23 protein-coding genes and 2 tRNA genes are annotated in these 21843 nt (G+C 61.4%); 22 read left to right on the forward strand and 3 right to left on the reverse strand.

Going from position 1 to position 21843, the window contains the following annotated elements; all coding sequences use genetic code 11:
- Positions 1-233 precede the first annotated feature (233 nt).
- The 17 genes from aspS (at position 234) to nadA (ending at position 15196) form a co-directional block, all read left to right on the forward strand.
- Complete coding sequence (gene aspS, locus EA795_RS14540) at positions 234-2009, forward strand: aspartate--tRNA ligase (RefSeq protein ID WP_122078083.1); 1776 nt, start codon at positions 234-236, stop codon at positions 2007-2009.
- Positions 2010-2086: 77 nt separating this feature from the next.
- Positions 2087-2833 carry a YebC/PmpR family DNA-binding transcriptional regulator gene (locus EA795_RS14545; RefSeq protein ID WP_014852343.1) on the forward strand — a complete coding sequence of 249 codons (747 nt, stop codon included), beginning with the start codon at positions 2087-2089 and terminating at the stop codon, positions 2831-2833.
- 281 nt (positions 2834-3114) lie between these two features.
- Positions 3115-4284 carry an IS4 family transposase gene (locus tag EA795_RS14550; RefSeq protein WP_014851547.1) on the forward strand — a complete coding sequence of 390 codons (1170 nt, stop codon included), beginning with the start codon at positions 3115-3117 and terminating at the stop codon, positions 4282-4284.
- A gap of 263 nt (positions 4285-4547) precedes the next feature.
- Positions 4548-5072, forward strand: coding sequence for a crossover junction endodeoxyribonuclease RuvC (gene ruvC / locus EA795_RS14555; protein ID WP_014852344.1), 525 nt, complete (start codon positions 4548-4550; stop codon positions 5070-5072).
- Between the two features lie 56 nt (positions 5073-5128).
- Entirely contained in the window at positions 5129-5734 is a 606-nt protein-coding gene (gene ruvA, locus EA795_RS14560; protein ID WP_014852345.1) for a Holliday junction branch migration protein RuvA, read from the forward strand.
- A complete protein-coding gene (ruvB, locus tag EA795_RS14565) occupies positions 5734-6786 on the forward strand; it encodes a Holliday junction branch migration DNA helicase RuvB (RefSeq protein WP_122078085.1) in 1053 nt (350 codons plus the stop codon). The genes ruvA and ruvB overlap by 1 nt, the downstream gene beginning before the upstream one ends.
- Positions 6787-6837: 51 nt before the next feature.
- On the forward strand, positions 6838-7281 hold the full coding sequence (gene ybgC / locus EA795_RS14570) for a tol-pal system-associated acyl-CoA thioesterase (RefSeq protein WP_014852347.1): 444 nt from the start codon (positions 6838-6840) through the stop codon (positions 7279-7281).
- Between the two features lie 2 nt (positions 7282-7283).
- Positions 7284-7976, forward strand: a complete 693-nt coding sequence (tolQ, locus tag EA795_RS14575; RefSeq protein ID WP_014852348.1) for a protein TolQ — start codon at positions 7284-7286, stop codon at positions 7974-7976.
- A gap of 12 nt (positions 7977-7988) precedes the next feature.
- A complete protein-coding gene (gene tolR / locus EA795_RS14580; RefSeq protein WP_014852349.1) occupies positions 7989-8441 on the forward strand; it encodes a protein TolR in 453 nt (150 codons plus the stop codon).
- On the forward strand, positions 8441-9445 hold the full coding sequence (gene tolA / locus EA795_RS14585) for a cell envelope integrity protein TolA (protein ID WP_014852350.1): 1005 nt from the start codon (positions 8441-8443) through the stop codon (positions 9443-9445). Before tolR ends, tolA begins: the two co-directional genes overlap by 1 nt.
- Positions 9442-10743, forward strand: coding sequence for a Tol-Pal system beta propeller repeat protein TolB (gene tolB, locus EA795_RS14590; RefSeq protein WP_014852351.1), 1302 nt, complete (start codon positions 9442-9444; stop codon positions 10741-10743). The genes tolA and tolB overlap by 4 nt, the downstream gene beginning before the upstream one ends.
- Before the next feature lie 51 nt (positions 10744-10794).
- A complete protein-coding gene (pal, locus tag EA795_RS14595; RefSeq protein WP_014852352.1) occupies positions 10795-11298 on the forward strand; it encodes a peptidoglycan-associated lipoprotein Pal in 504 nt (167 codons plus the stop codon).
- Between the two features lie 6 nt (positions 11299-11304).
- A complete protein-coding gene (gene ybgF / locus EA795_RS14600) occupies positions 11305-12126 on the forward strand; it encodes a tol-pal system protein YbgF (protein WP_122078087.1) in 822 nt (273 codons plus the stop codon).
- Positions 12127-12239: 113 nt separating this feature from the next.
- Positions 12240-12887 carry a 7-carboxy-7-deazaguanine synthase QueE gene (gene queE / locus EA795_RS14605; protein WP_058078175.1) on the forward strand — a complete coding sequence of 216 codons (648 nt, stop codon included), beginning with the start codon at positions 12240-12242 and terminating at the stop codon, positions 12885-12887.
- Positions 12888-12943: 56 nt separating this feature from the next.
- Positions 12944-13618 (forward strand): 7-cyano-7-deazaguanine synthase QueC, encoded by a 675-nt coding sequence (queC, locus tag EA795_RS14610; protein WP_122078089.1) that lies wholly within the window; start codon positions 12944-12946, stop codon positions 13616-13618.
- Between the two features lie 59 nt (positions 13619-13677).
- Positions 13678-13753: transfer RNA gene (locus EA795_RS14615), tRNA-Lys, on the forward strand.
- A gap of 384 nt (positions 13754-14137) precedes the next feature.
- Positions 14138-15196, forward strand: a complete 1059-nt coding sequence (nadA, locus tag EA795_RS14620; protein WP_014852356.1) for a quinolinate synthase NadA — start codon at positions 14138-14140, stop codon at positions 15194-15196.
- 84 nt (positions 15197-15280) lie between these two features.
- Here the strand turns inward: nadA and EA795_RS14625 are convergent, their stop codons facing one another.
- A complete protein-coding gene (locus EA795_RS14625; RefSeq protein ID WP_122078091.1) occupies positions 15281-16711 on the reverse strand; it encodes a M48 family metalloprotease in 1431 nt (476 codons plus the stop codon).
- Positions 16712-16817: 106 nt separating this feature from the next.
- Between EA795_RS14625 and EA795_RS14630 the strand changes: the two genes are divergently transcribed.
- A complete protein-coding gene (locus EA795_RS14630) occupies positions 16818-17060 on the forward strand; it encodes a sulfurtransferase TusA family protein (protein WP_058078292.1) in 243 nt (80 codons plus the stop codon).
- A 29-nt stretch (positions 17061-17089) separates the two neighbouring features.
- On the opposite strand, the gene EA795_RS14635 is transcribed toward EA795_RS14630, so the two are convergent.
- Both EA795_RS14635 and EA795_RS14640 read right to left on the reverse strand, forming a co-directional pair.
- Entirely contained in the window at positions 17090-17563 is a 474-nt protein-coding gene (locus EA795_RS14635; RefSeq protein ID WP_058078177.1) for a peroxiredoxin, read from the reverse strand.
- A gap of 19 nt (positions 17564-17582) precedes the next feature.
- A complete protein-coding gene (locus EA795_RS14640; RefSeq protein WP_058075293.1) occupies positions 17583-18143 on the reverse strand; it encodes a glycine cleavage system transcriptional repressor in 561 nt (186 codons plus the stop codon).
- Positions 18144-18379: 236 nt separating this feature from the next.
- Between EA795_RS14640 and dapA the strand changes: the two genes are divergently transcribed.
- From dapA to EA795_RS14660, 4 genes are all read left to right on the forward strand, one after another.
- Complete coding sequence (dapA, locus tag EA795_RS14645; RefSeq protein ID WP_058075292.1) at positions 18380-19258, forward strand: 4-hydroxy-tetrahydrodipicolinate synthase; 879 nt, start codon at positions 18380-18382, stop codon at positions 19256-19258.
- A 38-nt stretch (positions 19259-19296) separates the two neighbouring features.
- Positions 19297-20397 (forward strand): NlpB/DapX family lipoprotein, encoded by a 1101-nt coding sequence (gene bamC, locus EA795_RS14650; protein WP_122078092.1) that lies wholly within the window; start codon positions 19297-19299, stop codon positions 20395-20397.
- 114 nt (positions 20398-20511) lie between these two features.
- On the forward strand, positions 20512-21381 hold the full coding sequence (locus EA795_RS14655) for a phosphoribosylaminoimidazolesuccinocarboxamide synthase (RefSeq protein ID WP_122078094.1): 870 nt from the start codon (positions 20512-20514) through the stop codon (positions 21379-21381).
- 126 nt (positions 21382-21507) lie between these two features.
- Positions 21508-21597 (forward strand) — tRNA-Ser (locus tag EA795_RS14660).
- Positions 21598-21843 lie beyond the last annotated feature (246 nt).

Genomic DNA, 21843 nt, shown 5'->3' on the forward strand with positions numbered 1-21843 from the left:
TGCGCCGCGTGGGTTCAAACGGGCGATGGGTCGACGGCTGCGTCGCGTGGATTAACCAGATATAATCCCGCCCTTGTGCCTGACGGCCCAAAGAGCGCGAGGCAGCGAAGCTGCAGTGCCGCATCATCGCAAGCCCGTCAGCGCCAGGCGGCGGATGCACCGCCAAGGTACCGTCAGCTTTGTCGCGTTTTGTGCGACCCAACGAATTCAAGATACGAGAAGCGAACCCCACCATGATGCGCAGCCACTATTGCGGCCAGTTGAACGAAAGCCTGGACGGCCAGGAAATCACTCTTTGCGGTTGGGTCCATCGCCGCCGCGACCACGGCGGGGTCATTTTCCTCGACGTGCGTGATCGCGAAGGCATGGCCCAGGTGGTGTTCGATCCCGACCGCGCCGAGACGTTCGCGGCGGCCGATCGGGTGCGCAGCGAGTATGTCGTGAAGATCACCGGCAAGGTCCGCCTGCGCCCGGAAGGCGCGCGCAACCCGAACATGGCCTCCGGCGCCATCGAAGTGCTGGGCTATGAGCTGGAAGTGCTGAACGAGGCGGAAACCCCGCCGTTCCCGCTCAACGAATACAGCGACGTGGGCGAGGAAACTCGTCTGCGCTACCGTTTCATCGACCTGCGCCGCCCGGAAATGGCCGAGAAGCTCAAGTTGCGCTCCAGTATCACGACCAGCATCCGTCGTTATCTGGATGAAAACGGTTTCCTCGATGTCGAGACGCCGATCCTGACCCGCGCCACCCCTGAAGGCGCCCGCGATTACCTGGTGCCCAGCCGCACTCATCCCGGCAGCTTCTTCGCCCTGCCGCAGTCGCCGCAGCTGTTCAAGCAGCTGCTGATGGTGGCCGGCTTCGATCGCTACTACCAGATCGCCAAGTGCTTCCGCGACGAAGACCTGCGGGCCGACCGTCAGCCGGAATTCACTCAGATCGACATCGAGACCAGCTTCCTCGACGAATCCGACATCATCGGCATCACCGAGGGCATGGTGCGCAAGCTGTTCAAGGAAGTGCTGGGCGTCGAGTTCGGCGAGTTCCCGCACATGCCGTTCGAGGAAGCCATGCGTCGCTACGGCTCGGACAAGCCGGACCTGCGCATCCCGCTGGAACTGGTCGATGTCGAAGACCAGCTCAAGGACGTCGAATTCAAGGTATTCGCCGGCCCGGCCAACGATACCAAGTGCCGCGTTGCCGCGCTGCGCGTGCCGGGCGGGGCGAGCTTGCCGCGCAAGCAGATCGACGACTACACCAAGTTCGTCGGCATCTATGGCGCGAAGGGGCTGGCCTACATCAAGGTCAACGAGCGCGCCAAGGGTGTCGAAGGCCTGCAGTCGCCGATCGTCAAGAACATCCCGGAAGCCAATCTCAATGCGATCCTCGATCGTGTGGGTGCGGTCGATGGCGACATCGTCTTCTTCGGCGCCGACAAGGCGAAGATCGTGTCCGAGGCGCTGGGTGCGCTACGCATCAAGCTGGGGCATGACCTGAACCTGCTGACCTGCGAATGGGCACCGATGTGGGTGGTGGACTTCCCGATGTTCGAGGAGAACGACGACGGTTCGCTGTCGGCGTTGCACCATCCCTTCACTGCACCCAAGTGCACCCCCGAGGAACTGGAAGCCAATCCGGGCGCCGCACTGTCGCGCGCCTATGACATGGTGCTCAACGGCACCGAGCTCGGTGGCGGCTCCATCCGTATTCATCGCAAGGACATGCAGCAGACCGTATTCCGCATCCTCGGTATCGACGAGGCGGAGCAGAACGAGAAGTTCGGCTTCCTGCTCGATGCACTGAAGTACGGTGCGCCGCCGCACGGTGGCCTGGCCTTCGGCCTGGACCGCCTAGTGATGCTGATGACTGGCGCGCAATCGATTCGCGAGGTGATCGCCTTCCCGAAAACTCAGAGCGCGGCGGACGTCATGACCCAGGCGCCGGGTGCGGTGGACAGCAAGGCACTGCGCGAATTGCATATTCGCCTGCGCGAGCAGCCCAAAGCCGAATAACGGCAAAGCCGGAGCCCAGGGAAACCTGGGCTTCTGCGTTACAGCAAGTAGAAAGTTGATCAAAGAGGGAGGCAGTTATGGCTGGTCATTCCAAATGGGCCAACATCAAGCACCGCAAGGGGCGCCAGGACGCCAAGCGCGGCAAGATTTTCACCAAGATCATTCGTGAGCTGACCGTTGCCGCCAAGAGCGGTCCGGTCCCGGCGGACAACCCGCGCCTGCGCCTGGCCGTGGACAAGGCGCTGACGGCCAACATGTCGCGCGATGTGATCGACCGTGCCATCGCCCGTGGTGCCGGCACCAACGATGCCGACAACATGACGGAGCTGACCTACGAGGGCTATGCGCCCAGCGGCGTGGCCATCATCGTCGAGGCCATGACGGACAACCGCAACCGCACCGCCGCCGAAGTGCGCCATGCCTTCAGCAAGCATGGTGGCAACCTGGGCACCGATGGTTCGGTCGCCTACATGTTCGACCGCAAGGGCCAGATCAGTTTTGCCGCGGGCGTGGACGAAGATGCGCTGATGGAAGCGGCATTGGAGGCGGGTGCCGATGATGTGGAGATGGGTGATGATGGCTCGGCGCTGGTCTCCACCAGCTTCGCCGATTTCCATGCCGTCAACGAAGCGCTGAGCACCGCCGGCTTCAAGGGCGAGGAAGCGGACATCGCCATGATTCCCTCCATCGCCGCACCGCTCGCCGATCTGGAAACCGCACAGAAGGTGCTGCGCCTGATCGACGCGCTGGAAGATCTGGACGACGTGCAGAACGTCTACCATAACGCTGAAATTCCTGATGAGCTGATGGAACAGCTGGACTGATCCGTCGGCGCAGGCCAGGAACCGGAAGTCACCTTGGTGCTTCCGGTTTTTTATTGGAGTAGCGGATGCTGTCAACTGGATCGTCAGTAGTCGATGGCGCCCATGCTCCGGCGTGGGCGCCCCGATGGGATGCGTCCGTTGGGTGGCAGGACCTCTTAGGTGCATTCCCGCGCGGAAGCGTCACTAGTGTCCGGTAAAAACGCGGGGGTGCCCCACACCCCCCGCTGCCGTAGGCCTTTGGCTGATAATCGGGTTTCTAGACTCGATTTGAGCAGCCGTAAATGTTTTCACCCATCCGCCTTTCCCACATCCTGCAATTCATTCCACGCGCGGCCTTTAATGCAGCGGTCAAGCAGAGTCAGGCCGACCGGTACGTCAAGAAGGTCAGCTCATGGGACCTGTTGGTTACCCTGCTATTGGGGCAGTTGACTCAGGCGCGGAGCCTGCGTTCGCTGGCTGTGACCTCACAGGCGTTGCAGCCCCATCGTTACCACCTCAACGCCAACAGTCTGAGCCGCTCGACACTCAGTGATGCCTTGCAAAAGCGATCGCCCGAACCGTTAAAGGCGGTCTGTCAGCTACTGCTGACCCAGGTCGGGCGCAAGCAGAGACGCTCGATAGCGCCGATGATCAGCTTGATCGACTCGACCTGCATTACCCTGCGAGGCCCCAGGTTCGACGACTGGACTCTCGCCACCAAGACGCGGATCACCCAGGGGCTCAAGATCCATGTCGGGCTGGATGCCCAACAACTGGCCCCAACGTACGTGAACGTCACACCCGCCAACCTCAATGACCTGAGCGATGCGCTGCAAATGCCTATCGAGGCGGGTGTTACCTACGTATTCGACAAGGGCTACTGCGATTACAACTGGTGGCACCGCATCGATCAGGCGGGTTCTGTCTTTGTCACTCGGCTGAAGAAAAATGCCAATGTGGCGCGTATTCGAGAGCTGACAAAGACCGGTACTGAACCCGGTATCGAGTCGGACGAGGTGGTTCGCTTCAACAAGAAAATCCTCAACACCAAACGCCCCAACCGCTATTTCGGACAGGATGTGCGCCGTATTCGGGTCAACCGCGATGGCGACAAGCCCGACCTGATCCTGATCACCAATGACTTCAAACGAAGCGCCCAGCAGATCGCTGCACTCTACAAGCAGCGCTGGCAAATCGAGCTGTTCTTCAAATGGATCAAGCAGCATCTGAAGCTCAAGCACTATTTCGGCTGTTCGGAAAATGCCGTGCGCCTGCAGATCTACAGTGCCCTGCTTGCGTTTCTCTTGCTGCATGCCTACCGGCGGCACTCATGTGCCACCGGCAGCATTTATGAGTTTGCTACTCAGCTTGCGTACAGCCTGTTCGAACGGCCAGCGGCGATGCTCAAAGCGGCTGAGCGACGACGTAACCAGGCGAAGCTGAGGATCGCCATGGGAAGCCTTCAGCTATGAACAATTTTCCCCGGACACTAGTGGCGCGGAAGCGTGGAAACGAGCGTTGGATATGGGGTAGCGCGAGGTTATTTCTTCAACCGATGGTGCCCACGCTCCCGCGTGGGCACCCGGCAAGGTTGGCGTTCCCACGCTGGAGGCGTGGGAACGATCTCGGACAGGTTCGGCCCTATTGGCGTCGCGGACGCGGAGTTATGTGGCTAGCCGCCGAGCCACGAGCTCCCTATACTTGCCGCTGGATAAATAGACAGTATGGCGGACGCATGACCCTTATCCTCGGGATCGATCCCGGCTCGCGCATCACCGGCTACGGCGTCGTCCGCGATACCGGTCGCAATTGCGAGTATGTGGCGTCTGGCTGTATCCGCACGGGCAGTGGCGAGCTGTCCGCCCGGTTGCAGGCAGTGTTCGCCGGGGTCAGCGAGGTGATTCGCCTGCACGGCCCGGTAACCATGGGCATCGAGCAGGTGTTCATGGCGCGCAATGCCGATTCCGCGCTCAAGCTCGGGCAGGCGCGGGGGGCTGCGATCGTGGCGGCGGCGGAGCAGGGGCTGGAGATTGCCGAATACACGGCTACTCAGGTCAAGCAGGCCATTGCCGGTACCGGGGGCGCCGACAAGGAGCAGGTACAGATGATGGTGATGCACCTGCTGAAACTAGTGAAGAAGCCGCAGATCGATGCCTCCGACGCGCTGGCGATCGCCCTGTGCCATGCGCACCATCGGCAAAGCCTGATCCCCCACGGCCTGGCGGGCGCCAGGCGAAGAGGCGGACGCCTGCGTTTGTAAAGGCGGCATGCAGGTCATTCGGGCCGCTCGATCGGTCGAAATAGGAAGTGATTACCGTGATTGGACGTTTGCGCGGCACCCTGGCTGAGAAACAGCCGCCACATTTGATTCTGGATGTAAACGGCGTCGGCTATGAAGTCGAGGTGCCGATGACCACGCTTTACCGTTTGCCGGCGCTTGGCGAGCCGGTGACGCTGCACACCCACCTGGTGGTGCGTGAAGATGCACAGCTGCTCTACGGCTTTGCCGAAAAGCGCGACCGTGAGCTGTTCCGCGAGCTGATCCGCCTCAATGGCGTGGGCCCCAAGCTGGCGCTGGCGCTGATGTCCGGGCTCGAAGTGGATGAGTTGGTGCGTTGTGTACAGGCGCAGGATACTTCCGTGCTGGTGAAGATACCGGGAGTCGGCAAGAAGACGGCCGAGCGCTTGCTGGTCGAGCTCAAGGATCGCTTCAAGGCCTGGGAGAACATGCCGTCCATCGCGCCTCTGGTGGTGGAACCCCGGGCGAATGTGGCAGTCTCAAGCGCCGAGAATGATGCGGTCAGTGCGCTGATTTCCCTCGGTTTCAAACCCCAAGAGGCCAGCCGTGCCGTTTCCGCCGTACAGGAAGACGATTTGAGCAGTGAAGACCTGATCCGCCGTGCACTCAAGGGAATGGTGTAGTGATCGAAGCTGATCGTCTGATTGCCCCCACCGGTCGTGATCGCGAAGAACAGTTCGACCGCGCCATTCGTCCGCTGAGCCTGGCCGACTACATCGGCCAGCCGTTGGTGCGCGAGCAGATGGACTTGTTCATCCGCGCTGCGCGAGGACGCAGCGAGGCGCTGGACCATACCCTGATATTCGGTCCTCCGGGGCTGGGCAAGACCACGCTGGCGAACATCATCGCGCAGGAAATGGGCGTCTCGATCAAGAGCACCTCCGGCCCGGTGCTGGAGCGGCCGGGCGACCTCGCCGCGCTGCTGACCAACCTGGAGCAGGGCGACATCCTCTTCGTCGACGAGATCCACCGGCTGTCGCCCATCGTCGAGGAAGTGCTGTATCCGGCGATGGAAGATTTCCAGCTGGACATCATGATCGGCGAAGGGCCGGCGGCGCGCTCGATCAAGCTCGACCTGCCGCCCTTCACCCTGGTGGGTGCTACCACCCGGGCGGGCATGCTCACCAATCCGCTGCGCGATCGCTTCGGGATCGTTCAGCGGCTCGAGTTCTACTCCACCGCGGACCTGGCGACCATCGTCAGCCGTTCGGCCGGTATCCTCGGCCTGCCGATCGAGGTCGAGGGGGCGTTCGAGATCGCTCGTCGCGCCCGTGGCACGCCGCGAATCGCCAACAGGCTGCTGCGTCGAGTGCGTGACTTTGCCGAAGTGCGGGGCAATGGCGAGATCACCCGGGCCATTGCCGATCTTGCCCTGAACATGCTCGACGTCGACGAGCGCGGCCTGGACCATCAGGATCGACGGCTGCTGCTGACCCTGATCGAGAAGTTCGATGGCGGGCCGGTCGGCATCGACAGCCTTGCCGCGGCGATCAGCGAGGAGCGCCACACCATCGAGGATGTACTGGAGCCTTACCTGATCCAGCAGGGCTACATCATGCGTACACCGCGTGGGCGTGTGGTCACCCGCCACGCCTACCTGCATTTCGGTCTGAACCTGCCACGGCGCATGGAAGAATCCCCGGTTGGTGACCTGTTCGGCAGCGATCCGGCGTGATGAAAATATTGTTGTCTCACCCAATTGGAATTTGCAGGGCCTGGCTCTAGTATGCGCGCGGAAACAGCTGGTCAACCCTTCACCCACCGGTGTCGGGTGTACTACGAAGATACCGATGCCGGCGGCATCGTTTATTACGTCAATTACCTCAAGTTCATGGAGCGGGCCCGTACCGAACGGTTGCGCAGCCTGGGTTTCGCCCAGTCGCAGCTGGCCGGCCAGGATCTGCTCTTCGTCGTGCACAGCAGCGAGGCGCGCTACCACGCACCGGCGCGGCTGGACGACGAACTGCTGGTAACTGCCGAAGTCGTCGAGATGAAACGTGCCAGCCTGCGTTTTCGGCAGCAGGTGCGGCGGGCCCAGGATGATCTGCTGCTCTGTGAAGGGCAGTTTCTGGTGGCTTGCGTGCGCACCGAGAATTTGAAACCCCGACCTATCCCCGAAGCGCTGCGCACAGCGTTCGTCGAGTCGGGTCTACCCCCTGCAGGAGAGTAAGCGTGGAAGCCAACGTCGATCACATGTCCATGTGGAGCCTGATCAGCAATGCCAGCTTCGTGGTTCAGCTAGTCATGCTGATCCTGGTGGCTGCCTCGGTGACTTCATGGATCCTCATTTTCCAGCGCGGCAACCTGCTGCGCGCCGCCAAGCGCTCGCTGGATACTTTCGAAGAGCGTTTCTGGTCGGGTATCGACCTGTCCAAGCTCTATCGCCAGGCGGGCAGCAATCCCGATCCGGATTCGGGTGTCGAGCAGATCTTCCGGGCCGGTTTCAAGGAATTCTCCCGTCTGCGCCAGCAGCAGGGCGTGGACCCCGATGCGGTCATGGATGCCGTGAACCGAGCCATGCGCGTCGCCATCTCCCGTGAGGAAGAGAAGCTCGAGCAGAGCCTACCGTTCCTCGCCACCGTCGGTTCGACCAGTCCCTACATCGGCCTGTTCGGTACCGTCTGGGGCATCATGAACTCCTTCCGCGGCCTGGCCCAGGTGCAGCAGGCGACGCTCGCCACTGTCGCGCCCGGTATTGCCGAAGCACTGATCGCGACCGCGATCGGCCTGTTCGCGGCGATCCCGGCGGTCATCGCCTATAACCGCTTCTCGGCACGTGGCGAGATGCTCATCGGCCGCTACTACACCTTCGCCGATGAGTTCCAGGCGATTCTCCACCGCAAAGTCCACACCACCGAAGATTGAGGCCCCCAGGCCATGGCTAGAATTCGCAACAGACGCAAGCCGGTCGCCGAGATGAACGTGGTGCCCTACATCGACGTGATGCTGGTGCTGCTGGTGATCTTCATGGTCACCGCGCCGATGCTCAACCAGGGCGTCAAGGTCGATCTGCCGCAGGTCAGCAGCGAAGTGCTGCCCCAGGACAACGATGCCCAGGTGCTGACCATCTCGATCAAGGCCGACAAGACCTACTACTGGAACATGGGCAGCGAAGTCGATACCGAAACGGTCCAGGACCAGGCACTGACACTGGAAGAAATGACCCGCGCGGTGACTGCGATCATGAATCAGAATCGCAGCCAGGGTAAGCAGATCCAGGTATTCGTGCGCGGTGACAAGGCGGTGGATTACGGTTCGGTCATGAACGCCATGGGTGGCCTGCAGCAGGCCGGTGTCGGCAACGTCGGCCTGATCACCGAGGCACCTTGATGCAGCCGACCGAGCGTTCATCTGCGCAGAGTTACTTCTGGCCTACCGTCCTGGCGGTGGGGCTGCACGTCATCATCTTCGGCATGCTCTTCGTCAGCTTCGCCATGACGCCGGATCTGCCGCCGTCCAAGCCTATCGTCCAGGCGACGCTGTACCAGTTGAAGTCGCAGAGCCAGGCCACCACCCAGACCAACCAGAAACTTGCCGGTGAGGCGCAGAAGACGGCTGCCAAGCAGTACGAGGCCGAGCAGCTGGAGCAGCGCAAGATCGAGCAGGAAAAACAGGCCGCGGCGGCTGCGGAACAAAAGAAGGCTGCGGATGCTCGAAAGGCCGAAGCAGCGAAGGTGGAAGCGGCGAAGAAGGCTGCTGATGCGAAGAAAGCCGAAGAAGCGCGAAAGGTAGCCGAGCAGAAGAAGCAGGCGGAAATCGCCAGGAAGAAGGCGGCGGACGAGGCGGCGAAGAAGAAGGCCGCCGACGAAGCCGCAAAGAAGAAGGCCGCTGAAGAAGCCAAGAAAAAGGCGGCTGAAGAGGCGAAGAAAAAAGCGGCTGCCGAGGCTGCGAAGAAAAAAGCCGCCGAAGAGGCCAAGAAGAAAGCGGCTGCCGAGGCTGCGCGCAAGGCGGCGGAAGACAGGAAGGCGCAGGCACTTGCCGAGTTGCTCGCCGACGATACACAGCGTCAGCAGGCCATGGCCGATACCCAGGGCGACCAGGTGGCCGGCGACTTCGACGATCTCATCCGTATGCGAGCGGCGCAGGGTTGGACCCGGCCGCCATCGGCGCGCAATAACATGTCGGTAACGCTGCGGGTGAACATGCTGCCGGACGGCACCATCACCGCGGTCAACGTTTCCCGGTCGAGTGGTGATGCGCCGTTCGACAATTCCGCGGTTGCCGCGGTGAAGAATATCGGTCGGCTGACCGAGATGCAGGGGCTTTCCGCCCAGGAGTTCCAGCCGTACCGCTCGTTCACGATGACATTTACGCCTGAGGATCTTGCGTTGTGATCAACTACCTCCGAGGTTTTATCGTTCTCCTGTCGCTGGTGCTGGGAAGTGCCGTCGCGCAGGAGAAAAATATCGTCGTCACCAGCGGTAGCGATCGTGCGATTCCGATCGCCGTCGTACCGTTCGGTTGGCAGGGCGGCAACGTGCTGTCGGAAGACATGGCCGAGATCATCGGCAACGACATGCGCAACTCCGGCATATTTCAGCCCATTCCCAAGCAGAACATGATCAGCATGCCGGCACGGCCCAGCGAGGTCATCTTCCGTGACTGGAAGGCCCTGGGTGCCCAGTACCTGCTGATCGGCGACATCCAGCCTTCCGGTGGCCGTCTGCAGGTGCAGTACGCGGTGTTCAACGTGACCACCGAGCAGCAGGTGATGACCGGCAGCGTCGGCGGCACCCCTGAACAGTTGCGTGACATGGCCCACTACATTGCCGACCAGTCGTTCGAAAAACTCACCGGGATCAAGGGCGCGTTCTCCACACGCCTGCTCTACGTGACCGCCGAGCGCATGAGTGCGAACAACACCCGTTATACGTTGCAACGCTCCGACTACGACGGCGCCCGCGCCGTGACCCTGTTGCAGTCGCGCGAGCCGATCCTGTCGCCGCGCTATTCGCCCGATGGTCGCCGTATCGCCTATGTTTCGTTCGAGCAGAAGCGACCGCGCATCTTCATGCAGCACATCGATACCGGGCGGCGCGAGCAGATCACCAACTTCGAGGGTCTCAATGGCGCCCCGGCGTTCTCTCCGGATGGCAATCGGCTCGCATTCGTGCTGTCGAAGGATGGCAATCCCGAGGTCTATGTCATGGACCTTGGCTCGCGCCAGCTTCAGCGCCTGACCAATCATTACGCGATCGATACCGAGCCGTTCTGGGGCGCTGATGGCCAGACCATCTACTTCACCTCGGACCGTGCCGGCAAGCCGCAGATCTACAAGCAGCGCCTCGGTAGCAACAACGCCGAGCGGGTAACCTTCGTGGGTAACTACAACGCCAACCCTAAGTTGTCGGCTGATGAGAAGACGTTGGTGATGATCCATCGTCAGGATGGCTACACTAACTTCAAGGTAGCGGCGCAGGATCTGCAGCGTGGCAATCTGAGGTTGCTTTCGGACACCAGTCTCGATGAGTCACCCACTGTTGCGCCTAATGGCACCATGCTAATCTACGCCACCCGCCAGCAGGGCCGGGGAGTCTTGATGCTCGTATCCATCAATGGTCGAGTTAGGCTCCCGCTTCCTACTGCTCAAGGCGAAGTCCGTGAGCCATCGTGGTCCCCTTACCTGAACTGATGCGGTATCAATGTTCCACTAAAATCAAACACAAACCTGGGGTTGTTACACATGGAAATGCTGAAATTCGGTAAGTTTGCTGCGCTCGCTCTGGCCATGGCTGTTGCCGTCGGCTGTTCCTCCAAGGGCGGCGATGATTCGGGCGAAGGTTCGACTGCCATCGATCCCAACGCCGGTTACGGTGCGGACACCGGTGCCGTTGACGGCAGCCTGAGCGAAGAAGCCGCTCTGCGCGCCATCACCACCTTCTACTTCGAGTACGACAGCTCCGACCTGAAGCCGGAAGCCATGCGCGCACTGGACGTCCACGCCAAGGACCTGCAGGCAGCCGGCAACCGTGTCGTTCTGGAAGGTCACACCGACGAGCGTGGCACCCGCGAGTACAACATGGCCCTCGGCGAGCGTCGTTCCAAGGCCGTACAGCGCTACCTGGTTCTGCAGGGTGTTTCCCCGGCTCAGCTGGAACTGGTTTCCTACGGCGAAGAGCGTCCTGTCGCCATGGGTAACGACGAGCAGTCCTGGGCTCAGAACCGTCGTGTAGAGCTGCGCAAGTAATAAGCCATGCTCAAATACCGCCATGCTCTGACCTTTGTTGCACTTGGTTTGCCGCTGCTTGCAGGGGCGCAGGTGCCGGTAGTCGAATATGAATCCGGCGGCGCCGTGAGCGCTCCGGGGTATTCGGCGTCCGGGCCGGGTAATGGCGGTACCAGCGCCGGGGGCGGAGCTGCGGCTCCGTCTTCGGCGCAGGGCATGCTCTTCATGCAACTGCAACAGATGCAGGGCGAGATCGCGCAATTGCGCGGCATGCTCGAGGAGCAGCAGAATCAGATCCAGCGCCTGCAACAGGAAGGGCTGGAGCGTTACCAGGATCTCGACCAGCGTTTGATGAACGCCGGCCCAGGTGCAACCAGCACGCCGAATTCTCCAGCCGCTGGCGCAGACGCCGGCGGCTCTTCGTCGTCGCCGAACCGTGATGTGGCGCCAGCTGGCGCCAGTAGCGTGTCGGCTGACCCCGAAAAGGAAAAGTTGTATTACGACGCCGCCTTCGACCTGATCAAGGCGAAGGACTTCGACAAGGCCAGTCAGGCATTCACGGCTTTCCTGCGTCGCTACCCTGAAAGCCGCTACGCCGGCAATGCACAATACTGGCTGGGTGAAGTGAACCTGGCCCAGGGTGATCTGCAAGGCGCTGGGCAAGCCTTTGCGAAAGTCAGTCAGGCCTACCCGCAACACGCCAAGGTACCCGACTCGCTCTACAAGCTTGCCGATGTCGAGCTGCGCCTGGGCAACCAGGAAAAAGCCCAACAGATGCTGCGTCAGGTCATCGCGCAGTACCCCGACAGCTCCGCTGCCCAGCTGGCGCAGCGCCAGTTGAATCGCTGATTGCACTGACCTGAACGAAACCCGCCCTTGAGGCGGGTTTTTTCGTTAAACTACCGGCCCTTTTCCCGCAACGGAGGCGGATGGCCTGTTTAGCCGTTACGCCCGTGGCTGATATGCACCATACCCTGCGAATAACCGAGATTTTCTACTCGTTGCAGGGGGAGACACGCACCAGTGGTTTGCCCACTGTGTTCGTACGCCTGACCGGCTGCCCCCTGCGCTGTCAATACTGCGATTCCGCTTACGCGTTCAGCGGTGGTGAAATCATGTCGCTCGAGGCGATTCTCGAGCGCGTCGCCGCTTACAAGCCGCGCTATGTCTGCGTCACCGGCGGGGAGCCGTTGGCTCAGCCAGCCTGTCAGGCGCTTCTGCAACGTCTGTGTGACGCCGGCTACGAAGTGTCGCTGGAAACCAGCGGGGCGCTGTCCATCGCCGAGATCGATCAGCGGGTCAGTCGCGTCGTCGATCTGAAAACCCCGGGCTCGGGCGAGGTCGGCCGCAATCTTTACGCCAATATCGAGCATCTGAGTCGTAACGATCAGGTCAAGTTCGTCATCTGCTCGCGGGAAGACTACGACTGGGCAGTTTCCAAGCTGATCGAGTATCGGCTGGATGCGCGCGCGGGTGAGGTGCTGTTCTCGCCGAGCTATGGTCAGATCGACCTGCGCGCGCTGGCCGACTGGATCGTCAGCGATAATCTGCCCGTGCGTCTGCAGTTGCAACTGCACAAGATCCTGTGGAATGACGCACCGGGTCACTGACCTGCTGTTTTGCGGCGTAACCAGTACTGGCTCAGACACATTTACAAGGTAAACCCATGAACGACAAGAAAGCGGTGGTTCTGCTGTCCGGCGGGCTGGATTCCGCCACGGTGGTGGCGATGGCGAAAGCGCAAGGCTACAGCTGCTACACCATGAGTTTCGACTATGGTCAGCGGCATCGCGCCGAGTTGCAGGCGGCGGAGCGGGTCGCCAGCCAGCTGGGTGTGGTCGAGCACAAGGTGATCGGACTGAATCTAAACGGTATTGGTGGCTCGGCGCTCACCGACAGTGCCATCGATGTGCCCGAAGCGCCCGAAGAGGGCATCCCGGTAACCTACGTGCCGGCACGGAACACGGTGTTCCTTTCGCTGGCGCTGGGCTGGGCGGAGGTCATTGGCGCGCGAGATCTGTTCATTGGTGTCAATGCGGTCGATTACTCCGGCTATCCCGACTGTCGCCCCGAATTCATCGAAGCGTTCGAGCGCATGGCCAATCTGGCGACCAAGGCGGGCGTCGAAGGGCAGGGCTTCAGTATTCAGGCGCCGCTGCAGAACCTCAGCAAGGCGCAGATCATCCAGGAAGGCATTCGCCTGGGGGTCGATTACGCGATCACGGTGTCCTGTTATCAGGCGGATGACGAGGGTCGCGCCTGTGGCAAATGCGACAGTTGCCGCCTGCGCAAGGCCGGCTTCCAGGCGGCGGGTGTCGAGGATCCAACGCGTTACCACTGAATTTTTTTTGAAAAAAAGTTGGAATTAGCCAATCAAATCAGTATCATGCGCCCCGCATCGGGTCGTTAGCTCAGTTGGTAGAGCAGTTGGCTTTTAACCAATTGGTCGTAGGTTCGAATCCTACACGACCCACCACATAGCTCCTTCATGGAGACAGAAGCCGGAGACTGAGCAGCAGTCGTCCGGCTTTTTTTTATTCGTGATTTGAGTTTGCCCTGCAGTAGGCTGCCTATCGGGCTTTCTTTCAGGGCTTCCGTCTTCAGCATAATCTGGCCGCAGTTATCCGTTTCGCCGTCTGGGAGGTTCCCAGCTGTGTATCCGTGGGGGCTCTCGGCCGCATCGCTCCCTTTTTTCGAGCGCTTCAGCTAACATGCTGCCCCCGTTGAAAGGTACGGGTGGACTGTGCAGCGTTTCCTTCGCTCCCGCTCTCCACCCTCTCGCCATGCCGGTAACTGCTTGTTAGCAAGCAGTTTTTTCGGCGCTCGACGCACCCTGGTGTGCTTGCAGGAACCAGCGAACATGACGCAGATACCCGAACGCATCCTTGTGCAGGCTCATCTGGCCGCCAAGCAGCCCACGCCCCTGACGCCCGAGCAGGAGGCGCAATTGCGTGGCGAGATTGCCGCTGAGTTGAAGAAGCAGAATGCAGTGCTCGTGGCGCATTACTACACCGATCCGGTGATCCAGGCGTTGGCCGAGGAAACCGGTGGTTGCGTATCGGACTCGCTGGAAATGGCGCGTTTCGGCAATGAGCATCCGGCGCAGACGGTAGTGGTCGCCGGCGTGAAGTTCATGGGTGAGACGGCCAAGATTCTCAATCCCGAAAAGCGCGTGCTGATGCCAACGCTCGATGCCACCTGCTCGCTGGATCTTGGCTGCCCCGTTGCGGAGTTCTCGGCTTTTTGCGATCAGCATCCCGAGCGCACCGTGGTGGTCTATGCCAACACCTCTGCTGCGGTCAAGGCACGTGCCGACTGGGTGGTGACTTCCAGTTGCGCGCTGGAAATCGTCGAGAGCCTCATGGACAACGGCGAGAAGATCATCTGGGCTCCGGACAAGCATCTCGGTAGCTATGTGCAGCGTGAAACCGGTGCGGACATGCTGCTCTGGGATGGCGCGTGCATCGTTCACGAAGAGTTCAAGGCCAAACAGCTGCAGGATATGAAGGCGCTGTATCCCGAGGCGGCGATTCTCGTGCACCCCGAATCTCCCGAGGCGGTGATCGAGCTGGCGGATGCCGTCGGCTCCACCAGCCAGTTGATCAAGGCGGCGCAGACACTGCCCAACCGGAAGTTCATCGTGGCCACCGACCGCGGCATCTTCTACAAGATGCAGCAGTTGTGCCCCGACAAGGAGTTCATCGAGGCGCCCACGGCGGGCAGCGGGGCGACATGCCGCAGTTGCGCGCACTGTCCCTGGATGGCGATGAATACCCTGCAGCGGACCCTGCAGTGCCTGCGTGATGGCAGCAACGAGATAACCGTCGATCCGGCGCTGATTCCGCGCGCGGTCAGGCCGCTCAAGCGCATGCTCGATTTCACCCAGGCGGCACGCCTCAAACAGGCTGGTAACGCCTGAGCCTACGGAGCTGAAAGGCCGGTAACACAGGCCTCGGCTGGGGCTGCGGTCTGTAAGTGAAGGGGCTTCGGGCCCGGCCGTTCGCTAGCGCAGCATGCTCTCTATCATGCGTTTCTCGTCGGCCAAGGCCTTCTGACGTGCGTCGATGCGCGCCGACATCTGGAAATTGTTTGCGCGCTTTTTGGCGAAATCCAGCTGCTCGATAGCCTGGTCGTAGTCGCCCACCAGCGCAAAGAACTCCGCGCGCGCCTCATGCAGGCCGACGATGTTGCCGGTCAGGCCGCGTATTTCCGAGACCTGATACCAGACATCGGGATCGTTGCGGCGCACCTCGACCAGCTTGTCGAGTTCGCGCTCGGCCTGGTCAAGCCGGTTCTGCTTGCTCAGCAGGTCGATGTTCGCCTGGCGCACAGGATAGCTGCCCGGATATAGCTGAAGCAGGCGCTCCACACGCTGTTGAGCCGCCTGCAGGCGGTTGGCGGTGATGTCCAGTTCGATCTGCGCGAGATTGTAGGTGGCATCATCCGGCATCTTTTCGAGCAGCGGTTGCAGGTTGCTTGCGGCGTCTTCCAGCTGACCGCTGGCGATCTGTGCCAGTGCCAGGCCGTAGCGTGCCGCATCCAGGCCCGGATCGTCGCTGAGCATGGCGCGGAAACGCTTGGCGCTCAGCCCTGGTGTGCTCTCGAACTTCAGCTGAATACGGGCCCGCATCAGCTGATAGCGCAGGCTGTCCTGGACTCCGCCGTCGGGATACTGTTCGGCGCGGTTTCGGGTATCGGCGATACGCGACTCGCTGACCGGGTGCGTGAGGAGGAATTCCGGCGGCTTCTGGTCATAACGATATTGGCGCATCAGGCGACCGAACATGTCCGGCATGGCGCGCGGATCGTAGCCGGCGCGCTCGAGGTTGATGAGGCCGATGCGGTCGGCTTCCTGTTCGTTCTGGCGCGAGAACCGTCGCTGCGCCTGGATGGCGGCGGCCTGGGTCGAGACGATCGCCGCGATGCCTGCATCGCCTGCCCCTGCGGCGGCCGCTACGACGCCAGCCAGCATCGCCGCCATGAGTGGCAACTGCATGCGTTGCTGGGCTTCCAGGCCGCGGGCGAAGTGGCGCTGGGAAAGGTGCGCGAGTTCGTGGGCAAGCACCGAGGCGTATTCCGCTTCGGTCTGGGCGTGGATGAACAGGCCACCGTTCACGCCGATGATGCCGCCGGGTGCGGCAAAGGCGTTCAGCTGCGGGCTATCGAGCAGGACGAATTCCAGGCGCCGATCCTGCAGCTGGCTGGTCTCGGCCAGGCGGTAGACGCTGCGCTCCAGGTAGTCCTTCACCAGCGGATCGGACAGTTGCTGCACCTGGCCGCGCAGCAAACTCAGCCAGGCGCGTCCGAGCTGATGTTCCTGTTCGGGAGAAACGATGCCCGAGCTGGAATCGCCGAGTGACGGCAGCTCATTGGTCATCGCTGGTGTCGTGAGCAGGCAGGCCAGTGTCAGCAGTGTGGGGCGCAGCAATTTCATCCAGAACGGGCTCATGAAAGAAGAGCGCTACTGTAGCCTTGTGTTCGGGTGACTGGCCAGAGCCAGGTTACGCTGGGTATCCTGCATGGATTTTGCGGAGATGATCATGACTCGAACAGCAATAGCCTGTGATGCCGAAGTGGACGCCTCGGGCCTGAGTTGCCCGATGCCCTTGCTCAAGGCGAAGCTGGAACTCAATCGGCTGGACAGCGGCGCCGTTCTCAAGGTCATCGCGACCGATCCCGGTTCCCAGCGGGACTTCCGCAGCTTCGCGAAGCTGGCGGGCCATGCATTGATACACGAGGAAGAGGAGGGCGGCATCTACCGCTACTGGTTGCGCAAGGCCTGAAGAAAAGCCGGCAGTCGCCGGCTTCCTTTTTATTGCTGCTGCAGTGCCTGGGCGGCCTGCAGCACCTGGTCGATGTGGCCGGGTACTTTCACGCCGCGCCACTCATGGCGCAACACGCCGTCGCGGTCGATCAGGAAGGTGCTGCGATCGACTCCCATATATTCCTTGCCGTAGAGCTTCTTGAGCTTGATGACGCCGAAAAGCTGGCAGAGCTGTTCGTCCTTGTCGGATATGAGCTCGAAGGGGAAGCCCTGCTTGGCCTTGAAGTTCTCATGGGTCCGCAGGCTGTCGCGTGATACGCCGAACACCAGGGTGTTCGCCGCCAGGAAGTCATCATGCCTGTCGCGAAAGTCCTGGCCTTCGGTGGTGCAGCCGGGTGTGTTGTCCTTGGGATAGAAGTACAGCACGACCTGGCGGCCCCGCAGGGCTTCGAGGCTGATCTGCCGATCGCCAGTCGCCTGAGCCTGAAAGGGTGGGACGGATTGGTCGAGTTCGAGGGTCATGCACGGCTCTCCAGGTGTTTCATGGGTTCTGGGGGCGCCAGGGTTCTATCAGCGCGTCGAGGTTTAGCGCGTCGGCGAAATCGAGAAACTGATCGCGCAGCCAACTGATCTGCGTGCCGGCGGGCAGGGTGACCGTCAGCGTGGCATTGAGCATGGTGCCGCCCGTCTGGGGTGCCAGATAGGTGTCGCAGGTCAGGCTTTCCAGTTCGACATGGTGATCGATGAAGAACTGGCATAGCTCGTTGAGGATGTCCGGGCGATAGACGGAGCTGACGTAGGCGACGTACGGAAGTGCCTGTGGTCGGTTTTCCAGGGCCTCGCTGCGTACCAGGTTGGTGGTGAAGTCATGTTTCTTCGCCAGGCCCGGCAGCGCGCCTTCCATGCGTGCCAGGGCATCCCAGCTTCCGCTGATTTCCAGCACCAGTGCGCAACGCTCGCCGTGGCGCGTCAGACGAGTGCTCACGACGGCGCAGCGGTTCTCGTTGCTGGCCCGGCAGAGCACGTTGGTGAGCTCCATGGGATTCTTGCCCAGGGCGCTGATGACGAGGAACTGTTCGCGTGGTACGGGGGGGGTGGACATGCAGCATTCCTGGCGGTGATGAATCGGTCGGCCAGCCAAGCCGAAAAGGGCTAAGGGTAGCGAAAAGCGCTACGGGTAGCAAAAGCGCCGAACGATGATGAAGTGCCGGGGACGAGGCGAAAGCTGCCGGGCCGCCTGCAGTGTTCGGCCCGCCATGCGCCATCGAATAGGCTACTCGCAAAGCGCAAAGGAGCCTTGTACCATTACGCCTCTCTTTTTCCGGCAGGAGTGGTTGCATGATCTCAGGCAGTATTGTGGCGCTCGTCACTCCCATGGATGCGCAGGGCGGTATCGACTGGGATAGCCTGAGCAAGCTGGTGGACTTCCATTTGCAGGAAGGCACCCATGCGATCGTGGCTGTCGGCACCTCGGGTGAGTCGGCGACGCTCGACTACAGCGAGAACATCGAAGTGATCCGCCGTGTGGTCGACCAGGTCAACGGTCGTATTCCGGTCATCGCAGGCACGGGCGCCAACTCCACGCGCGAGGCGCTGGAGCTGACCGAGAAAGCCAAGGCTGTTGGTGCCGATGCTTGCCTGCTGGTCACCCCGTACTACAACAAGCCGACCCAGGAAGGCCTTTACCTGCACTTCAGGCATATCGCCGAGTCCGTGGCGATTCCGCAGATTCTCTACAACGTACCGGGTCGCACGGCCTGCGACATGTTGCCGGAGACCGTGGAGCGGCTGTCCAAGGTGTCGAACATCATCGGCATCAAGGAAGCGACGGGCGATCTCAAGCGCGGCCAGGAAGTACTCGATCGCGTCGGCAAGGATTTCCTCGTTTATTCCGGCGACGACGCCACCGCCGTCGAACTCATACTGATGGGCGGCAAGGGCAATATCTCCGTCACCGCGAACGTGGCGCCCCGCGCGATGAGCGAACTCTGCACGGCTGCTCTTGCCGGTGATGCGGAGACGGCTCGGGCGATTCACGCCAAACTGATGCCGCTGCATCAGATGCTCTTCATCGAAGCGAACCCGATTCCGGTGAAGTGGGCGTTGCACGAGATGGGCCTGATGTCGGATGGGATTCGCCTGCCATTGACCTGGCTCAGCCAGCATTGCCAGGAGCCACTGCGTCAGGCGATGCGCCAATGCGGTGTGCTGGCTTAACGACCCCGTTGAACGGGCTCAACAATGAAGGAACATGCATGAAGCGACTGGCCGGCCTTTCGACCTTGGCCCTGACCATTTCTGCAACCAGCGGTTGTGGCTGGCTGTGGGGCGACGATGGATATTTCCGTGATCGCGGCAGCGACTACCTGCAAGCACACCAGGTGGCGCCCATGCAGGTGCCGGCCGATGTTCAACTGCGTCCGGTCGAGCCTTTGCTGCCGATTCCGCACCAGATCGCCGATGCGCGCGTAACCGGCGAGTACGAAGTGCCGCGTCCGCAGAAGCTGGTGGTCACCATCGAAGAGAGCGAATTCAGCCTGCAGACCTCGGAAGATGCGCGCTGGCTGGTGGCGATGCGTGCGCCTTCGCAGGTCTGGAGCGCTGCCCGGCAGTTCTTCACCGACAACGGCTTCCAGATCGCTGAAGATCGCCCGCAGACCGGCGAGTTCACCACCGCCTGGCAGACGCCCGATCAGATTGCCCCCGCGCTGGTTCGCGAACTCGGGCTGCAGCAGAACGAGACCCGGGTTCGCGTTCGTGTGGAGCCCGGCGTGCAGCGCAATACCAGCGAAATCTACCTGTTGAGCGTTCAACGGCCCGCAGGCAGCACGGCCGATGTGTCCTGGCCGGAGCGCGCGGTCAACCAGGAACTGGATCGCGTACTGCTCGATGAGCTGCAGGCCAACCTCACGCGTAGCGTGGAGAAGGGCGATTCCGTCTCCCTGCTGGCCGAGCGTGATTTCGATGCGCCCAGCCGCGTCAGCTTGATCGAAGCGGCTGGCAGCCATCCGGTGCTGCAACTGGATACCGATTTCAACCGCGCCTGGTCGAGCGTCGGCCGTGCACTGGAGGCGAGCGACATTCGTGTGGACGACCTGGATCGCAGCCAGGGCATCTACTACGTCAACCTGGCCGAAGGTGCCGAGAACCCCGACGACGAGCCCGGCTTCTTCTCCCGTCTGTTTGGTGGCGGCGCGGACAAGGAAGAGATCGAGGCACGAGCCGAGCGCTACCAGGTTCGGCTCGGCGAAGCGGACGGTACCGTCCGGGTCACGCTGGTCGAGGATGTCGACACTCCGGCGCCTGCAGACGTGGCGCGGCGTGTGCTGAACATGCTGAAAGACAACCTGGGCTGACCGGCACTAGCTGCATCACCCACCCATCAGGCGAAACCAGTGGTTTCGCCTGATTCGTTTTTGATGAGCCACCATCGAGTCCGTCTTGATGGTCGATTACAGCGGGAACCTCACATGAGCACCAGCAACACTCTCGGCCTGAAGAAAATCTACTCTGGCAAGGTCCGCGACCTCTACGAAATCGACGACAAACGCATGCTGATGGTCGCGACCGATCGCCTGTCCGCGTTCGACGTGATCCTGGCCGAACCCATTCCGGAGAAGGGCAAGATCCTCACCGCCATCTCCAACTTCTGGTTCGACAAGCTGGCCGGCCTGATACCCAACCACTTCACGGGCGACAGGGTCGAGGACGTGGTGCCGGCCGAACAGCTGCCGCTGGTCGAAGGTCGCGCGGTGGTTGCCAAGCGCCTCAAGCCGGTGGCCGTGGAAGCCATCGTGCGCGGCTACATCGTCGGTTCCGGCTGGAAGGAATACCAGCAGAGCGGTACCGTTTGCGGCATCCAGTTGCCGGCAGGGCTGAAAGAGGCGGCGAAACTGCCGCAGCCGATCTTCACACCTTCGACCAAGGCGGCGGTGGGCGACCACGACGAGAACATCTCGTTCGAACAATGCGAAGCCATTATCGGTGCAGAGCTGGCGGCTAAGGTGCGGGATGTTTCCATCGCCCTGTACAGCGCCGCGGTCGAATACGCGGCCACGCGCGGCATCATCATCGCCGACACCAAGTTCGAGTTCGGCCTCGACGAAAACGGCACCCTGACCCTGATGGACGAAGTGCTGACCCCCGATTCGAGCCGCTTCTGGCCAGCCGACAGCTACCGCGAAGGCAGCAACCCGCCCAGCTTCGACAAGCAGTTCGTGCGCGATTGGCTGAACTCCACCGGCTGGAACAAGGAACCGCCAGCGCCCGCCTTGCCGGAGGAAATCGCCCGCAAGACCGCCGACAAGTACCGCGAAGCCCTGACTCGCCTGACCGCGTGACTGGTAAGGAGCCATGGCAACAACCGGCGTGGCCACCGCTGTGGTCACAACCTGCTGAAAAGCTGAAAAAAATGTATGCAGCCGGGGTTCGACAAAGGGCGCCGAGCTGCTATCATGCGCGCCGCTGGAGAGATGCCGGAGTGGCCGAACGGGACGGATTCGAAATCCGTTGAACAGGCAACTGTTCCTAGGGTTCAAATCCCTATCTCTCCGCCACTACATATAGCCTAAGCCCCTGAAATTCCTAGAGTTTCGGGGGCTTTTGCTTTTCTAGGCGGGCCAACTGTCGAAGAAGTGTCGAAACAACCAGTAGCGATGATGATGGCTCTTTGCTAGCTTTTGTTGGTCCAGCATTTCTCGAGCACCTTATATTGCGGCTCGGATGTAGAGATTGCGGTCGACATCCATCAGCTAATAGAGGGCGTCACTTATGGCCGACAGAAGACCGATTAACCCGCACGT

The organism is Stutzerimonas nitrititolerans (assembly GCF_003696285.1).
GTDB classification, from domain to species: Bacteria; Pseudomonadota; Gammaproteobacteria; order Pseudomonadales; family Pseudomonadaceae; genus Stutzerimonas; species Stutzerimonas nitrititolerans.

What these genes read in the sequence shown, in the direction of transcription:
- ybgF (WP_122078087.1), top strand. Translation starts at nt 11,305, where the DNA reads ATGCTCAAATACCGCCATGCTCTGACCTTTGTTGCACTTGGTTTGCCG.
- ybgC (WP_014852347.1), top strand. Translation starts at nt 6,838, where the DNA reads ATGCGCGCGGAAACAGCTGGTCAACCCTTCACCCACCGGTGTCGGGTG.
- EA795_RS14635 (WP_058078177.1), bottom strand. Translation starts at nt 17,563, where the DNA reads ATGACCCTCGAACTCGACCAATCCGTCCCACCCTTTCAGGCTCAGGCG.
- EA795_RS14655 (WP_122078094.1), top strand. Translation starts at nt 20,512, where the DNA reads ATGAGCACCAGCAACACTCTCGGCCTGAAGAAAATCTACTCTGGCAAG.
- EA795_RS14545 (WP_014852343.1), top strand. Translation starts at nt 2,087, where the DNA reads ATGGCTGGTCATTCCAAATGGGCCAACATCAAGCACCGCAAGGGGCGC.
- pal (WP_014852352.1), top strand. Translation starts at nt 10,795, where the DNA reads ATGGAAATGCTGAAATTCGGTAAGTTTGCTGCGCTCGCTCTGGCCATG.
- EA795_RS14625 (WP_122078091.1), bottom strand. Translation starts at nt 16,711, where the DNA reads ATGAAATTGCTGCGCCCCACACTGCTGACACTGGCCTGCCTGCTCACG.
- queC (WP_122078089.1), top strand. Translation starts at nt 12,944, where the DNA reads ATGAACGACAAGAAAGCGGTGGTTCTGCTGTCCGGCGGGCTGGATTCC.
- queE (WP_058078175.1), top strand. Translation starts at nt 12,240, where the DNA reads ATGCACCATACCCTGCGAATAACCGAGATTTTCTACTCGTTGCAGGGG.
- tolA (WP_014852350.1), top strand. Translation starts at nt 8,441, where the DNA reads ATGCAGCCGACCGAGCGTTCATCTGCGCAGAGTTACTTCTGGCCTACC.
- EA795_RS14640 (WP_058075293.1), bottom strand. Translation starts at nt 18,143, where the DNA reads ATGTCCACCCCCCCCGTACCACGCGAACAGTTCCTCGTCATCAGCGCC.
- nadA (WP_014852356.1), top strand. Translation starts at nt 14,138, where the DNA reads ATGACGCAGATACCCGAACGCATCCTTGTGCAGGCTCATCTGGCCGCC.
- EA795_RS14630 (WP_058078292.1), top strand. Translation starts at nt 16,818, where the DNA reads ATGACTCGAACAGCAATAGCCTGTGATGCCGAAGTGGACGCCTCGGGC.
- dapA (WP_058075292.1), top strand. Translation starts at nt 18,380, where the DNA reads ATGATCTCAGGCAGTATTGTGGCGCTCGTCACTCCCATGGATGCGCAG.
- bamC (WP_122078092.1), top strand. Translation starts at nt 19,297, where the DNA reads ATGAAGCGACTGGCCGGCCTTTCGACCTTGGCCCTGACCATTTCTGCA.
- aspS (WP_122078083.1), top strand. Translation starts at nt 234, where the DNA reads ATGATGCGCAGCCACTATTGCGGCCAGTTGAACGAAAGCCTGGACGGC.
- EA795_RS14550 (WP_014851547.1), top strand. Translation starts at nt 3,115, where the DNA reads ATGTTTTCACCCATCCGCCTTTCCCACATCCTGCAATTCATTCCACGC.
- tolR (WP_014852349.1), top strand. Translation starts at nt 7,989, where the DNA reads ATGGCTAGAATTCGCAACAGACGCAAGCCGGTCGCCGAGATGAACGTG.
- ruvC (WP_014852344.1), top strand. Translation starts at nt 4,548, where the DNA reads ATGACCCTTATCCTCGGGATCGATCCCGGCTCGCGCATCACCGGCTAC.